The sequence below is a fragment of the Curtobacterium sp. B8 genome (assembly GCF_000333315.1).
GTDB lineage: Bacteria > Actinomycetota > Actinomycetes > Actinomycetales > Microbacteriaceae > Curtobacterium > Curtobacterium luteum.
In genome coordinates this window covers 1-14,257 of the sequence record NZ_BACW01000656.1, presented here as the reverse complement: position 1 = coordinate 14,257, position 14,257 = coordinate 1, and the positions used below count along the sequence as shown (strand labels likewise).

Below are 14,257 nucleotides of genomic sequence, written 5' to 3'. Positions count from 1 at the left end.
TCTTCGGCTCGCTCTCGAGCACGACGTTGTGGTCGGCCACCCCGGGCAGCTGCGACTCGACTGCCGCCCGGTGCGCACGACCGGTGACGACCATGATCCGCTGGTCGCCCGCGAGGGGCGCGAGACGGTCCCACGTCTGGCGGAGCAGCGAGGTCCCCGAGCCGGTGAGGTCGTGGAGGAACTTCGGGGCGTCGGCCCGTGACAACGGCCAGAGCCGCGATCCGATGCCGCCGGCGGGGATGATCGCGTAGAAGTCCTGGAGCTCGTCTGCCACCCGCTCACCGTACCGGTCCCGGTCCGCGATCCCTGGGCGGCGACCGCACGTTTCCCGCATGCGGTCTCCCGCACCGGCACGTCCTGTTCACCCCCTCCGTGTCCGCCGTTCACACGCAGCGCCCCGACCCGTCACGGCCGCCGCGGAGCATGGGACGCACCATGAGCGCACGCAGCGTGGAGCGCGGCACGTCCCAGCGGACCGTCGCCGTCGTGACCGAGAGCTTCCTGCCCACCCTCAACGGCGTGACCACGAGCGTCATCGCGGTGCTCGACCACCTGCGGCTCCGCGGCCACCGCGCGGTCGTGATCGCCCCGGACACCCCGGGGATCGCCCAGCTCCGGCCGAAGGACCACGTCGAGCGCTTCAACGGCTACGACGTGCACCGCGTGCCCGCGGTCGCGTACCGGCAGTTCCCGGTCGCGCTCCCCCACCCGGTGCTCGACACGATCCTCGCCGCCTCCGGCGCCGACGTGCTCCACGCCGCGAGTCCGTTCCTGTTGGGTGGACGCGCCATCACCGCGGCCGGGAGGCTCGGCATCCCCTCCGTCGCCGTCTTCCAGACCGACGTGGCCGGGTTCGCCCGCCGCAACGGCCTGACCGCGACGGTCCCGCTGGTGCGGAAGATCCTCGGTCGGATCCACGAGGGCGCGTCCCTGACGCTCGCCCCGTCGAGCGCCACCGCGGCGATGCTCGCCGAGGACGGCGTGCCGCGCGTCGCGCGGTGGGGGCGCGGCGTCGACACGACGCTGTTCCACCCCGGTCGCCGCGACGCGACGCACGTCCGTGCGCTCCGCCGCCGGCTCGCGCCGAACGGCGAGACCATCGTGGGCTACGTGGGCCGCCTCGCACCGGAGAAGGAGGTCGAGCGGCTCGCCGAGCTCGGCGGCCTCCCGGGCATCCGGGTCGTGGTCGCGGGAGGCGGTCCCTCCAGGCCGCTGCTCGAACGACGGCTCCGGCACCTCGACGTGCACTTCACCGGACCGCTGCGCGGCGACGCGCTCGCGGACGCGTACGCGGCCCTCGACGTGTTCGTGCACACGGGTCCGGCCGAGACCTTCGGGCAGACGCTGCAGGAGGCGCACGCGAGCGGCCTGCCGGTGGTCGCGCCAGCCTCGGGCGGCCCGGTCGACCTGGTGGCCCCGGGGCTCGACGGCGACCTGTACGACCCGGACGCGCCGCAGGCGCTGCGACAGGCCGTCCTGCGGCTGCACCACGACCGGGCGCTCGCGGCCCGGATGGGGTCCGCCGGCCGGCTCCGGGTCGAGGGCACCACGTGGGAGGCCGTCGGGGACCAGCTGCTCGAGCACCACGACACGGCCCGCACGATCGGCGCGCCGCCCGCCGCGGCGCGGGCGGTCCGGGCACGTTGGCACGAGAGTGTCAGCGCACGCGCATAGGATGGACGTGTTCCACAGAACACGAACGGCAAGGGCTCGCCGATCGGCGAGCCCGTCCTATGGGAGGACTCGCTCATGGCCGAGCAGACCGCAGGGGGGACGGCGACCGCCGAACCCCGCGTGACGATCGAGGCGCCGCGCGCCTCTCGGACGCCGCAGGGCACCCTGTACCGGGGCTCGACCGGCATGTGGTCCTGGGTCCTGCACCGCATCACCGGTGTCGCGATCTACTTCTTCCTGCTGGTGCACATCCTCGACACGGCGCTCGTGCGGCTCTCGCCCGAGGCCTACAACGCGGTGATCGGCACCTACAAGACCCCGATCATGAACCTCGGTGAGATCGCGCTCGTCATGGCGATCGTGTTCCACGCGTTCAACGGGCTGCGGATCATCCTCGTGGACTTCTGGTCGAAGGGCCCGAAGTACCAGCGCGCGATGTTCTGGGTCGTCATCGTCCTCTGGGCGGTCGCGATCGCGGGCTTCCTGCCGCGCCAGCTGATGAACCTCGTCGCCGACTTCCACTGACCAGGAGCGCACAGATGACCACGCAGACCATCGAACCGCCCCGCAGTGCCGGCGCGGCCCGCCGCACGACCAACTGGGAGAAGTGGGGCTGGATCTACATGCGCGCGTCGGGCGTCCTGCTCGTCGTGCTGATCTTCGGCCACCTGTTCGTGAACATGGTGGCCGGCGAGGGCGTGAAGCAGATCGACTTCGCCTTCGTCGCCGGCAAGTGGGCGAACCCGTTCTGGCAGGTGTGGGACTCGCTGATGCTCGTCCTCGCCCTGGTCCACGGCTCGAACGGCATGCGGACGATCGTGAACGACTACGTGTCCAAGCCGGGCATCCGGAAGACGCTCCTCGTCGCGATCCTCGTCGCGTGCGTCGCGCTCGTCGTCCTCGGCCTGCTCGTCTGCTGGACGTTCGACCCGTGCCCCGCCGGCGCCGCCGCCGCGGACCTGCCGTCGTTCTGCCCGGCCCGCTGACGACGCGCCCTGCCCGCCTACCCCCTGACCGAAAGACCTCCGTGCCCCTGAACACCCAGACCGACATCACGGTCCACCACCACCAGTTCGACATCGTCATCATCGGCGCGGGCGGCGCCGGCATGCGGGCCGCCATCGAGGCCGGACCGAAGGCGAAGACGGCCGTCATCTCGAAGCTCTACCCGACCCGTTCCCACACGGGTGCGGCGCAGGGCGGCATGGCGGCGGCCCTCGCGAACGTCGAAGAGGACTCGTGGGAGTGGCACACGTTCGACACGATCAAGGGCGGCGACTACCTCGTCGACCAGGACGCCGCGGAGATCCTCGCGAAGGAAGCGATCGACGCCGTCATCGACCTCGAGAACATGGGCCTGCCGTTCAACCGCACGCCCGAGGGCAAGATCGACCAGCGACGCTTCGGCGGCCACACCCGCGACCACGGCAAGTCCCCGGTGCGCCGGGCCTGCTACGCCGCGGACCGCACCGGCCACATGATCCTGCAGACGCTGTTCCAGAACTGCGTGAAGCTCGGGGTGAACTTCTTCAACGAGTTCTACGCGCTCGACCTCATCATGGTCGACGTCACCGGCGACGACGGCGTCACCCGGAAGCAGCCGGCCGGCGTCGTCGCGTTCGAGCTCGCGACCGGCGAACTCCACGTCTTCCACGCGAAGGCGATGATCTTCGCGACCGGCGGGTTCGGCAAGATGTTCAAGACCACCTCGAACGCGCACACCCTCACCGGTGACGGCGTCGGCATCGTCTGGCGCACGGGCCTGCCGCTCGAGGACATGGAGTTCTTCCAGTTCCACCCGACCGGGCTCGCGGGCCTCGGCATCCTCCTGACCGAGGGTGCCCGCGGCGAAGGTGCGATCCTCCGCAACGCGTCCGGCGAGCGCTTCATGGAGCGGTACGCGCCGACCATCAAGGACCTCGCACCCCGCGACATCGTCGCCCGGTGCATGGTGCAAGAGGTCGCCGAGGGCCGCGGCGCCGGCCCGAACAAGGACTACGTGCTGCTCGACTGCACGCACCTCGGCGCCGAGGTCCTCGAGACCAAGCTGCCCGACATCACCGAGTTCGCGCGGACCTACCTCGGGGTCGACCCGGTCGTCGAGCCGGTGCCGGTGATGCCGACCGCCCACTACGCGATGGGTGGCATCCCGACCAACGTCAAGGCCGAGGTCCTCTACGACAACACCACGGTCGTCCCCGGGCTCTACGCCGCCGGCGAGTGCGCCTGCGTGTCCGTGCACGGCTCGAACCGCCTCGGCACGAACTCGCTGCTCGACATCAACGTCTTCGGCAAGCGCTCCGGCAACAACGCCGCGGAGTACGTGCAGACCGCCGAGTTCCTCCCGCTGCCCGAGCACCCCGAGCAGGGCGTGAAGGACATGCTCGACCAGCTCCGGGCATCCACCGGCACCGAGCGCGTCGCCGCCCTCCGCAAGGAGCTCCAGGAGGAGATGGACCGCAACGCGCAGGTGTTCCGGACCGACGAGTCGCTCGCCAAGGTGACCGAGACCATCCACGAGCTGCGCAACCGGTTCCTGCAGGTCTCCGTGCAGGACAAGGGCAAGCGCTTCAACACCGACCTGCTCGAGGCCGTCGAGCTCGGCTTCCTGCTCGACCTGGCGGAGGTCGTCGTCTACTCCGCCCGCAACCGCAAGGAGAGCCGCGGCGGCCACATGCGCGACGACTACCCGAAGCGCGACGACGAGAACTACATGCAGCACACCATGGCGTACCTGACGGGCGACCCGCACTCGTCACTCGCCGACGACCACATCACGCTCGACTGGAAGCCCGTCGTGGTGACGCGCTACGAGCCGATGGAGAGGAAGTACTGATGACCGACACCCTGGTCTCCGACGCCCCCCGCACCCAGACCGTGCAGGACGCCCCTCCCGGATCCTTCCCCGTCACGCTCATCGTCCGCCGGTTCGACCCGGACGTCGACGACGAGCCGCGCTGGCAGGACTTCGACGTGATGATGCTGCCGACCGACCGCATCCTCGACGCGCTGCACCAGATCAAGTGGGAGCAGGACGGTTCCCTGACGTTCCGGCGCTCCTGCGCCCACGGCGTCTGCGGGTCGGACGCGATGCGCATCAACGGCCGCAACCGCCTCGCGTGCAAGACCCTCATCAAGGACCTCGACGTGTCGAAGCCGATCTACGTCGAGGCGATCAAGGGCCTGCCGCTCGAGAAGGACCTCGTCGTCGACATGGAGCCCTTCTTCGCGTCCTTCCGCGAGGTGCAGCCGTTCCTGCAGGCGTCCTCCGCGCCCGAGAAGGGCAAGGAGCGCGTCCAGTCCGTCGCCGACCGTGCCCGCTTCGACGACACCACGAAGTGCATCCTCTGCGCCGCGTGCACCTCGTCGTGCCCGGTCTTCTGGACGGACGGGCAGTACTTCGGCCCCGCCGCGATCGTGAACGCGCACCGCTTCATCTTCGACTCGCGCGACGACGCAGCCGACGTCCGCCTCGACATCCTCAACGACAAGGAAGGCGTCTGGCGCTGCCGCACGACCTTCAACTGCACCGACGCCTGCCCGCGCGGCATCCAGGTCACGAAGGCGATCTCGGAGGTCAAGCAGGCGATCATGCGGGGGAAGGCATAGGTCGCACCCGGTAGGCTCGCGCCCATGACGTTCGCGGAGACCCGCCCCATCCTCGACCAGCTCGGCTACACCGTCCGGTACGTGCAACTCCCCGGGGAGACCCTGCACGAGCCGCCGGTCGAGGGGGCGCTCCGCCTCGCACAGGTCGGGGCCTCCGAGTACGCGCTCGAGGTCGTCGACTACGGCACGGCCCGCCGGCTCGCCACCGCGAACGGTGAGGACGACGCGGTCGAGATGCTCCGCCGGTTCCTCAACCGGCCGTTCCCGGCGCCGCGGGACATCCCCCGGCACGAGTTCGACGGGCTCCGTGACCGTGCGGCCTCGACGTACCCGCAGCTCGCGCAGCAGGTGGCACAGGCCGGAGAACGGGGTCTGACGATCCAGGTCCCCGCCGGGGTCCCGGTCGACCGCGTCGGTGGCCCGGACGGCTACCTCCTGCACCCGCTCGACACCCCGCTCCCCCAGCGGTCGCTCCCGCCGCATGTCACGGCAGCGCCGGAGACGCACCGCTACGTGGTGGAGCGGCCGTTCCTGGTGACGGTCCGGTTCGTCCAGCCGTGGTTCGAGCAGCCGGGCGGCGCCCTCCGCTTCGAGATCGCCGACCCGTCGGTCACGGTCCGCGACCTCGTCGTCGACGGCTCGCTCGCTCGGGTGCGGGTGGTCTGAGCGAGCAGCGCCAGCACGCAGAACGGCCCTCCCCGATCGGGGAGGGCCGTTCTGCGTCCAGAGGGTCGATCAGCCGCGCTGGGGCTGGTCGAAGCGCGCACCCTCGGGCTTCGAGGGGAGCAGGTAGAGGACGAGCAGGATGAGTCCGCCGACCACGGGGATGAGCCCGAGGAAGATGAACGGACCCGCGAAGTTCGCGTCGTGCAGCCGTCGCCACGCCAGCGCGAGGTTCGGGATGATCGTTGCGAGCCCCCAGAGGAGGAGCAGGATCCCGCCGATGACGAACAGCGCGGACGGCGAGGTCATCGTGGAGGTCGACCCGTACGTCGTCGACACCGTCTGGTACTGCGAGGTGCCCGCCCCGATCCCGTAGATCGCGTAGAGCACTCCCGTGACGATGACGTTCGCCAGGTACCACCACCAGAACTCACTGCGGCTCGCGCGCCCGTCGAACCGCACGTACTTCTTGAAGAAGCGCTTGATCGCGTTCGGGAACGAGATGCCGTACCACGGTGCCCAGAGCGGCGGCTCGCCGTTCGGGCCGGTCGGCGCCGGCTGACCGTACTGCGGCTGCTGGCCGTACGGGTTCTGCCCGGACTGCTGGCCGTACGGGTTCTGCGCGGGCTCCTGGCCGTACGGGTTCTGCGGCGGGTACTGGTCACTCATCGGGGGTCCCCCTGCTGGCTCTGATCGATTCGGTCCGTGATGCTGACGACGTCAACGAACCCGATCCAACCAGGAAACCCACAGCTTCGCCCGCCCTCAAGGTCCCCCGATCAGGGGACGAGCGCGAGTTTGCCCCCCGGGTGCTGCGATTCGAGCAGCTCGGCGGCGGCCTTCGCCTCGGACAGCGGGAAGGTCCGAGCGACCGGGACGACGAGGTCCCCGTCGCCCGCGAGGTCGATCAACCGCTGCCGGACGGAGTCCCGGAACGCCTTGCTCTCCGGCTGGGCTCCGCCGATCGCTCGGATGCCGTCGGCCTCGGCGCGACCGAACGCGGCGATCGTCACGATGCGGGACGGGTCCGACACGAGGGCGAGGGACACGTCGACCGCCTCGTCGGTACCGACGCAGTCGAGCGCCACGTCGACGCCGTCGCCCGTTCCGTCCTCGACGAGCGCCCGGACACGGTCCTCGAGCCCGTCGCCGTACGCGATCCACTCACCGCCGAAGTCGGCGACGACGTCGGCGTTGCGCTCGGACGCAGTCCCGATGACCCGTGCTCCGAGGAGCCGGAGTTGCTGGAGCAGGCTGACGCCGACGGCCCCGGCGGCCCCGTGCACGAGAACGGTGTCGTTCCCCGAGGCGCGCGTGACGCGGAGCATGTCGGCCGCGGTGGTGCCTGCGAGCAGGAGGTTCGCGGCCTCGGGGAACCCGAGCGACGCGGGCTTCGCGAACACGTCCCGGGCGGGCACCGTCAGCGCTTCGGACCAGCCGCCCTCGACACGGAAGGCGAGGACCTCGTCCCCGACCGCTCCCCCGCCCGAGGCGATCTCGGTGTCGGACCCGATCCGGCTGATGACGCCGGCGACCTCGTACCCGATCGCGATCGGCAGGTCGGCCGCGTCGCCCTGCCGGGTGTGCTTCGTGTCGGCGGGGTTCATGCCCGCGGCGCGGACGGCGATGGTGACCTCGCCGGGGCCCGGTGCGGGCACGTCGGTGTCGGTGTACTCGAGGACCTCGCTGCCGCCGAACCGCGGTGCCACCCAGTGCTTCGTCATGGGTGCGACGCTACGCGTCGCGTCCCGGGGCTTCACGGGGTGCGCCAGGTTCGACGACACCGCGGAGCATTGCGACCCCGGGACGGGCTGGAGGCCCGTCACCAGCTGGTGACGGGCCTCCAGTCGGACAGACGCGAGCGTCGTCAGGCGCGCGCTGCGCGCACCCGGTCGGCGAACGCGGCGTGCAGCGGGTGCTGCTCGTCGAGCCCGGTGATCTCGGTCGCGACAGCGCCGTCGGCCTTGTCGGACCGGAGGAGCTCCTGCAGCTGCACACTCTGCTCGTCGTCCGCGACGTCGAAGCGGAGCGCGGCGCCCATCGCGTCGAGCAGCGCGGTCGGCTCGGTGCCGTCCTCGGCCAGCGCGGCCGCCGGGGACACGAACCGCTCGTCGCGGGAGAGCTTGCGGAGCGGCTGTCGGCCGACCCGGGTGACGGTGTCCGGCAGGTGCGGGTTCTCGAACCGGGCGATGATCGCCTCGACGTAGGCGCGGTGCACCTCGGGGTCGAGCTCGTGCCGGCGGACGAGCAGGTCGCTGGTCTCGGCGAGCACGGCCTCGAGCTCGGAACGGACCGCAGGGATCGCGATGGCGTCGGCGATCTTGTCCGCGCCGGCGATGTACCCGTGGTACGCGACCGTGGCGTGGCCGGTGTTGACCGTGAAGAGCTTCCGCTCGATCGAGGCGGCGAGGCCGTCGACGTAGTGGGCGCCGGGGATCTCCGGCTCGGACCCGTTGAACGGCGTGCGGTCGATGGCCCACTCGTAGTACGTCTCGACGGTGACGTCGAGGCCGGCGCCGTCCGGCTGGGCCGGCACGATGCGGTCGACGGCCGTGTTGGCGAACACGGCCTTCGCGAGTGCCTGATCGCGGGACTCGGCGGGCAGCGCCTCGACGATGAACTCGCGGAGCCGGTCGGTCGCGTTGATCGCGTTCTCGCAGGCCATGACGGCGAGCGGGGCCGCGCCGGCGTCACGCTGCTGCAGACCCGCGGCGATCACCGGGGCGATGAACTTGAGGACGTTCGGTCCGACGGCGCAGGTGACCACGTCGGCGGCGGCGATCTCGGCGATGACGCCCTGTTCGTCCTGCGCGCTGTTCAGGGCACGGAAGCCGCTGACCTCGTGGTCCTTCGCATCGGCACCGACCTCGTGGACGGTGTACGAGTCGGCGGCGGCGAGGGCGTCGATGAGCGGCGCGGCGACGTCGGCGAAGACCACCTCGTAGCCGGCCTCGTGGAGCAGCAGCCCGACGAAGCCGCGGCCGATGTTGCCGGCGCCGAAGTGGACGGCGGTGCGGTCGCTCACTCGTTGACCTCACCGAGGATCGCGAGGATCGCCGCGGTGTCGGGCGCGTCCGTCAGCTTCTGGACCTCGTCCTCGTCGGAGAACACGATCGCGATCTTCGAGAGGATGTCGAGGTGCTCGTTGTTGACGCCGGCGATGCCGACGACGAAGCGCACGGGGTTGCCGTCCCAGTCGATCGGGGTGGCGTAGCGGATGAACGACAGCGCGGAGGACTTGATGGCGTCCTTCGCGTCGTTGGTGCCGTGCGGGATGGCGAGGAAGTTGCCCATGTACGTCGAGACGCTCTTCTCACGCTCGAGCATCGCCGGGTAGTAGTCCGCGGTGACCGCGCCCGCAGCCTCGAGGATCTCGGCAGCCTCCTTCATCGCCTCGGACTTCGTCGGGGCGGTGTCCTCGGTGTGGATCCGGATCTGGCTCTCCTGCAGGACGGGCATCGGGGTTCTCCTTGCTTCGTGACGTGGCGTCGTGGACGTGTGGAGGGGACGAGCCGCGGCCCGTCCCCTCCGATACTGCACTCGGTTACTGGTCGGTGCGTCGCTACTGCTGCTTGAGCTGCTCGACGACCTGGTCGTACTGCGGCGCGTTCATGAAGTTGCCGACCGACACGTGCTGTGCGTTCGGGTTCTTCTGACGGGCGCGGTCGGTGAGCTCCTCCTGCGTGATGATGAGGTCCTCGGTGCCGTCGAGGTTCGCGATCGCCTTGTTGACGACCGTGACGCCCTCGATGCCCGCCTTCTTCACCTTGTTGCGGAGGACGCTGGCGCCCATCGCGCTCGAGCCCATGCCGGCGTCGCAGGCGAAGACCACGTTCTCGACGCGGGTCGCCGTCGCGGTCGACGCGGAGCCGACGCCGCCGAGCGAGGCCTCGGCCTCCTCGTCGTTCGCCGGGGCGTTGTTGCCGAACAGGCCCGCGGTCGCGGCGTTGACGTCGCGGCCCTTGTTGGCCTGGAGCTTCGCCATGGCGGCGCTCATGTCGCCACCGCCCGCGAGGTCACGCTTGCGGGTCGCGAGCAGGAAGAACGACGCGACCGCGAAGGAGACGGCGGCGGAGAGCACCACGGAGAGGATGACGCCGACGAAGCTGTCCTTCGCCGTCGAACCGATCACCGCGAAGATCGAACCCGGGGAGGCCGGGGCGACGAGGCCCGAGTGGAACGCCACGTTCGTCGCGACACCGGTGGCACCACCGAGGATGACGGCGATGAAGAGGACCGGCTTCTGCAGCACGTACGGGAAGTAGATCTCGTGGATGCCACCGAGGAACTGGATGATGATCGCGCCGGGCGCGGTCGAGCGGGCGATGCCGACACCGAAGAAGGTGAAGGCGAGCAGGATGCCGAGGCCGGGGCCGGGGTTCGCCTCGAGCAGGAACAGGATGCTCTTGCCGGACTCCTTCACCTGGGCGGCGCCGAGCTGGTCGAGCACGCCGTGGTTGATGGCGTTGTTGAGGAAGAACACCTTCGCGGGCTCGATGATCACGCTGGCGAGCGGGAGCAGCGAGTGGTTGATGAGGAACTCCACCGCGGCGCCGAGGCCGTTCGCGATCGCCTTGAAGATCGGCGCGAGCCAGAAGAACCCGACCATCGCCAGGACGAACCCGAGGATGCCCGCGGCGTAGTTGTTCACGAGCATCTCGAAGCCCGGGCGGATCTTGCCGTCCCAGATCTTGTCGACCTGCTTGATGATGTACGCGCCGAGCGGGCCGCAGATCATCGCGCCGAGGATCATCACGGTGCCGTTCGCGCCGAGGATGACACCCATCGCGAAGATCGAGCCGACCACGGCGCCGCGGGTCTCGTAGACCATGCGGCCGCCCTGGATCGCGATCGCGAGCGGGATGAGGTACGTGAGGATCGGGCCGACGACGCCGGGGTTGGCGACGCCGTTCGTCTCACCGAACCCGCCGAGGATCCCCACGGGGGTCCAGCCGGTCTCGATGAAGAACGCCGTGATGATGCCCCACGCGATGAAGATCGCGATGTTGGGCATGACCATGCCGGAGAGGAAGGTGCCGAACTTCTGCACGGCGACGCGTGCGCCGCCCCGCGACTTCGCGGGAGCGTCGGGCGCTGCAACGGACGACGTTGTCATGTGCCTGGCTTTCTGTGATGGGTGCTGCAGTGGTGGAGGGGTGAGGGTGCTGCTGTGCTGCGGTGGTGCTGCGGCTAGACGGCGTGCGCTGCGGCCGCGGCGGACTTCGCGGCCGCCGCCGTGCTCGCGGCGAGTGCCGCCTTCGCCATCTCGCGGGCCTGCTCGAGCGTGTGCTTGCCGAGTTCGGCACGCACGTCGGCGAGGGCCGCGGGGGTCATGGACAGGGTGGTGGCGCCCAGGCCGACGAGCACGACGGCGAGGAGCGGGTCCGCTGCGGCCTCGCCGCAGATGCCGACGGCCTTGCCCGCGTCCGCGCCGGCGGAGCCGAGCTGGGCGACGAGGCGGAGGACGGCGGGGTGCCACGGGTCCTGGTAGGACGCGACGGTGCCGAGCATGCGGTCGGCGGCCATCGTGTACTGGGTCAGGTCGTTCGTGCCGATCGACACGAAGTCGGCGGAGGTGAAGACCTGCTCGGCCATGAGCGCGAGCGACGGGACCTCGGCCATAACGCCCGCGGTGCGGATGCCGAGCTCGCGGGCGAGGGCCACGAAGTACTCGGTCTCCTCGGCGTCGGCGACCATCGGAGCCATCACCCAGAGGTCGGCCTCGGTCTCTGCGTCGGCCTGCGCGAGCGCGGTGAGCTGGTCGCGCAGGACCTCCTCGTGGTTCCGCAGCGCGCGGAGCCCGCGGCGGCCGAGCGCCGGGTTCTCCTCGTCCTTGTCGGTGAGGAACGGCAGGGGCTTGTCGGCACCGGCGTCGAGCGCGCGGACGACGACCTTCTTCCCCGGGAACGCCTCGAGCAGGCGCTTGTAGGACTCCTGCTGCTCGGCCACGGTCGGGGCCTTCGGCGAGTCGAGGAAGAGGAACTCGGTGCGGAAGAGCCCCACGCCCTCCGCACCGAGAGCGACGGCGCCCGCGGCGTCCGCGGGGCTGCCGAGGTTCGCGAGCAGGGGCACGGTGTGCCCGTCGGCGAGGCCCCGGCGGTGAGCGGGGCCTCGGCGGCGGCGAGGCGGTCGGCGATGCGCTGCTCGACCTCGGCGACGAGCTCCGCGGACGGGTCGGTGACGACGGTGCCGGCGGCCGCGTCGACGACGACCTCGGTGCCGTCGGCGAGGTCGTCCGCCCCGGTCACGCCGACGATGGCGGTGATGCCCTTCGCCCGGGCGAGGATCGCGGTGTGCGAGGTCGGTCCGCCGTCTCGGGTGACGAGCGCGAGCACCTTGTCGAGGTCGAGGAGCGCCGTGTCGGCCGGCGCGAGGTCACGCGCGACGAGCACGAACGGGGTGTCGGACTCCGGGACGCCCGGGGCGGAGACGCCACGGAGCTTGGCGATGATGCGCTGGGCGACGTCGTCGAGGTCGGCCGCGCGCTCCCCCATGTACCCGCCCATCTGGACGAGGAGGTCGCGGAACTGGCCGAACGCCTCGAACACCGCGCGCTCGGCGTTGGTGCCGCCGTCGATGCGCGCGTGCACGTCGTCGAGGAGCGTCGGGTCCTGCGCCATGAGCGCCTGGGCCTCGAGCACGGCCTGGGCGTCGCCGCCGGCGAGCTGCCCACGCTTGTTGAGGTCCTCCGCGACCGCGGCGAGCGCCGCGGCCACGGCCTGCTTCGCGTCGTCCGCCGAACCGGTCAGCGCGTCCTGCGACGGTGCGCCGAGCGGGTCCGCCATGCGGAGGACCGGGCCGTGGGCGACGCCACGGCCGACGCCGGTGCCGAGCAGTTCGGACATTCGAGACTCCTTCATCTCACGCGCGGTGGGGCGGTGCGGTGCGGTGGTGCAGTGGTGGTCGTGCAGTCGTGCAGTCGTGCAGTCGTCGCGACTGGGAGCACACTACATCGATCCTCGTTGACAAACAAACACATCCGGGGATAAAAATGCAGAAACAGATGCCCGTTTGCGTCTGGTGTCCAGAACGATTCGGGCATCGACGGCCGAGATGCGCCCGACCGTGTCCGTTCCGGCCCGATCCCCCGCGCAAGGGCACGAGCACCACCCCAGCCCCACCAGCACGACCACGAGACGACGAGGCCCCCGATGTACGCACCCGAGCGCCACCAGCGCATCGTGGAACAGGCCCGAGCCCAGGGCCGGGTCGACGTGAAGGACCTCGCCGAACTCCTCGAGGTCACCCCCGAGACCATCCGCCGCGACCTCACCTCCTTGGAGCGGCGTGGGCTGGTGCGACGCGCCCACGGCGGCGCGATCCCGGTCGAGCGCATCACGCTCCACCCGGGGGTCGGCGACCGCGGCGGGATCAACCAGGCCGAGAAGATGGTGATCGCCCAGGCCGCGCTCGAGGAGCTGCCCGAGAACGGCTCGATCATGATCGACGCCGGCACCTCGACGATCTGCCTCGCAGAGATGCTCCCCGCCGACCGTGGCCTGACCGTCGTCACGCACTCGCTGCCCGTCGCCATGGCGGTCGCGAACCGGCAGGGGCTCGACCTGCACCTGCTCGGCGGGAACATCCGCAGCGACTCCCTCGCGGGCGTCGGCACGTGGACGCACCAGCTCATCGGCATGGTGAGCGTCGACGTCGCCTTCATCAGCATCAACGGGATCACGCCCGAGCGCGGCCTCACGACGCACAACATGGCGGAGGCCGCCGTCAAGTCCGCCATGATCAAGTCGGCCCGGCGGAGCATCCTGCTCGCCGACCACACGAAGTTCGGTCGTGAGGAGTTCGGCCGGGTCGCCCCGCTCGCCGCGATCGACACGATCATCACCGACCCCGGTGTCAACGCCGACCTCGTCCGCGAGGTCGAAGCAGCCGGCACCGAGGTGTTCTGGCCCGGTCGTTCCTGACCGGGGCCCGGACCAGCCCCACCCGACGCTCGCTACCATGAGCGCCACCACCCATCGACAGGAGTCCATTCGATGTCCGAAGCCACCCGCACCGTCACCGTCGCCAGCGCGTCCGGGCTGCACGCCCGCCCCGCGTCCCTGTTCGTCCAGACCGTGACGGCGTCCGGCCACCAGGTCACGATCGCGAAGGGCGACAAGTCCGGCAACGCCGGCAGCATCCTCGCGCTCCTCGGCCTCGGCATCGAGAACGGCGACGAGGTCACCCTCACGGTGTCCGGCGACGACGCCGAGAAGACCGCCGACGACCTCGTCGAGTTCCTGCAGACGGACCACGACGCGGCCTGATCGCGCCGGTCGCGTCCTCGACGTGACCCACGAACGGACGGGAG

General features: G+C 70.6%; 14 protein-coding genes and 1 pseudogene. 8 read left to right on the top strand and 7 right to left on the bottom strand.

What is annotated here, in order from left to right:
* Positions 1–274, bottom strand: a 274-nt coding sequence (locus I59_RS17510) for a sugar phosphate nucleotidyltransferase (protein WP_031274428.1), incomplete at its 3' end; no start/stop codon positions are given.
* A 161-nt stretch (positions 275–435) separates the two neighbouring features.
* Between I59_RS17510 and I59_RS17505 the strand changes: the two genes are divergently transcribed.
* From I59_RS17505 to I59_RS21115, 6 genes are all read left to right on the top strand, one after another.
* Positions 436–1,674, top strand: a complete 1,239-nt coding sequence (locus tag I59_RS17505) for a glycosyltransferase family 1 protein (RefSeq protein ID WP_042726888.1) — start codon at positions 436–438, stop codon at positions 1,672–1,674.
* Positions 1,675–1,749: 75 nt separating this feature from the next.
* Entirely contained in the window at positions 1,750–2,199 is a 450-nt protein-coding gene (gene sdhC / locus I59_RS17500) for a succinate dehydrogenase, cytochrome b556 subunit (protein ID WP_022904973.1), read from the top strand.
* A 14-nt stretch (positions 2,200–2,213) separates the two neighbouring features.
* Complete coding sequence (gene sdhD / locus I59_RS17495) at positions 2,214–2,660, top strand: succinate dehydrogenase, hydrophobic membrane anchor protein (protein WP_022904972.1); 447 nt, start codon at positions 2,214–2,216, stop codon at positions 2,658–2,660.
* Between the two features lie 41 nt (positions 2,661–2,701).
* Positions 2,702–4,510, top strand: coding sequence for a succinate dehydrogenase flavoprotein subunit (sdhA, locus tag I59_RS17490; RefSeq protein WP_022904971.1), 1,809 nt, complete (start codon positions 2,702–2,704; stop codon positions 4,508–4,510).
* A complete protein-coding gene (locus tag I59_RS17485; RefSeq protein WP_022904970.1) occupies positions 4,510–5,283 on the top strand; it encodes a succinate dehydrogenase iron-sulfur subunit in 774 nt (257 codons plus the stop codon). Before sdhA ends, I59_RS17485 begins: the two co-directional genes overlap by 1 nt.
* Before the next feature lie 24 nt (positions 5,284–5,307).
* Positions 5,308–5,949 carry a TNT domain-containing protein gene (locus I59_RS21115; RefSeq protein WP_022904969.1) on the top strand — a complete coding sequence of 214 codons (642 nt, stop codon included), beginning with the start codon at positions 5,308–5,310 and terminating at the stop codon, positions 5,947–5,949.
* A gap of 69 nt (positions 5,950–6,018) precedes the next feature.
* Here the strand turns inward: I59_RS21115 and I59_RS17475 are convergent, their stop codons facing one another.
* The 6 genes and pseudogenes from I59_RS17475 to ptsP all read right to left on the bottom strand — a co-directional run bounded on the left by I59_RS17475 (position 6,019) and on the right by ptsP (position 12,791).
* A complete protein-coding gene (locus I59_RS17475; RefSeq protein ID WP_022904968.1) occupies positions 6,019–6,615 on the bottom strand; it encodes a DUF805 domain-containing protein in 597 nt (198 codons plus the stop codon).
* 110 nt (positions 6,616–6,725) lie between these two features.
* Positions 6,726–7,670: an NADP-dependent oxidoreductase gene (locus I59_RS17470; RefSeq protein ID WP_031274426.1), complete on the bottom strand. Its 945-nt coding sequence runs from the start codon at positions 7,668–7,670 to the stop codon at positions 6,726–6,728.
* A 143-nt stretch (positions 7,671–7,813) separates the two neighbouring features.
* Positions 7,814–8,971 carry a mannitol-1-phosphate 5-dehydrogenase gene (locus I59_RS17465; RefSeq protein ID WP_022904966.1) on the bottom strand — a complete coding sequence of 386 codons (1,158 nt, stop codon included), beginning with the start codon at positions 8,969–8,971 and terminating at the stop codon, positions 7,814–7,816.
* Positions 8,968–9,405, bottom strand: coding sequence for a PTS sugar transporter subunit IIA (locus tag I59_RS17460; protein ID WP_031274425.1), 438 nt, complete (start codon positions 9,403–9,405; stop codon positions 8,968–8,970). Before I59_RS17460 ends, I59_RS17465 begins: the two co-directional genes overlap by 4 nt.
* A 103-nt stretch (positions 9,406–9,508) precedes the next feature.
* Positions 9,509–11,062 (bottom strand): PTS mannitol transporter subunit IICB, encoded by a 1,554-nt coding sequence (locus I59_RS17455; protein ID WP_031274423.1) that lies wholly within the window; start codon positions 11,060–11,062, stop codon positions 9,509–9,511.
* Positions 11,063–11,136: 74 nt separating this feature from the next.
* Positions 11,137–12,791 (bottom strand): annotated as a pseudogene (ptsP, locus tag I59_RS20375) (phosphoenolpyruvate--protein phosphotransferase).
* 306 nt (positions 12,792–13,097) lie between these two features.
* Between ptsP and I59_RS17445 the strand changes: the two are divergent.
* Together I59_RS17445 and I59_RS17440 are read left to right on the top strand one after the other, a co-directional pair.
* Entirely contained in the window at positions 13,098–13,868 is a 771-nt protein-coding gene (locus tag I59_RS17445; protein ID WP_022904965.1) for a DeoR/GlpR family DNA-binding transcription regulator, read from the top strand.
* Between the two features lie 72 nt (positions 13,869–13,940).
* The gene (locus I59_RS17440; protein WP_022904964.1) at positions 13,941–14,213 is read left to right on the top strand and encodes an HPr family phosphocarrier protein; all 273 of its coding nucleotides are present in this window, start codon (positions 13,941–13,943) and stop codon (positions 14,211–14,213) included.
* The last annotated feature ends 44 nt before the right edge of the window (positions 14,214–14,257 follow it).

Excerpts from the sequence above, each read along its gene's own strand:
- I59_RS17470 (WP_031274426.1), bottom strand. The coding sequence starts at position 7,670 with ATGACGAAGCACTGGGTGGCACCGCGGTTCGGCGGCAGCGAGGTCCTC.
- I59_RS17440 (WP_022904964.1), top strand. The coding sequence starts at position 13,941 with ATGTCCGAAGCCACCCGCACCGTCACCGTCGCCAGCGCGTCCGGGCTG.
- I59_RS17475 (WP_022904968.1), bottom strand. The coding sequence starts at position 6,615 with ATGAGTGACCAGTACCCGCCGCAGAACCCGTACGGCCAGGAGCCCGCG.
- I59_RS17455 (WP_031274423.1), bottom strand. The coding sequence starts at position 11,062 with ATGACAACGTCGTCCGTTGCAGCGCCCGACGCTCCCGCGAAGTCGCGG.
- I59_RS17505 (WP_042726888.1), top strand. The coding sequence starts at position 436 with ATGAGCGCACGCAGCGTGGAGCGCGGCACGTCCCAGCGGACCGTCGCC.
- I59_RS21115 (WP_022904969.1), top strand. The coding sequence starts at position 5,308 with ATGACGTTCGCGGAGACCCGCCCCATCCTCGACCAGCTCGGCTACACC.
- sdhC (WP_022904973.1), top strand. The coding sequence starts at position 1,750 with ATGGCCGAGCAGACCGCAGGGGGGACGGCGACCGCCGAACCCCGCGTG.
- I59_RS17460 (WP_031274425.1), bottom strand. The coding sequence starts at position 9,405 with ATGCCCGTCCTGCAGGAGAGCCAGATCCGGATCCACACCGAGGACACC.
- I59_RS17485 (WP_022904970.1), top strand. The coding sequence starts at position 4,510 with ATGACCGACACCCTGGTCTCCGACGCCCCCCGCACCCAGACCGTGCAG.
- I59_RS17445 (WP_022904965.1), top strand. The coding sequence starts at position 13,098 with ATGTACGCACCCGAGCGCCACCAGCGCATCGTGGAACAGGCCCGAGCC.
- sdhD (WP_022904972.1), top strand. The coding sequence starts at position 2,214 with ATGACCACGCAGACCATCGAACCGCCCCGCAGTGCCGGCGCGGCCCGC.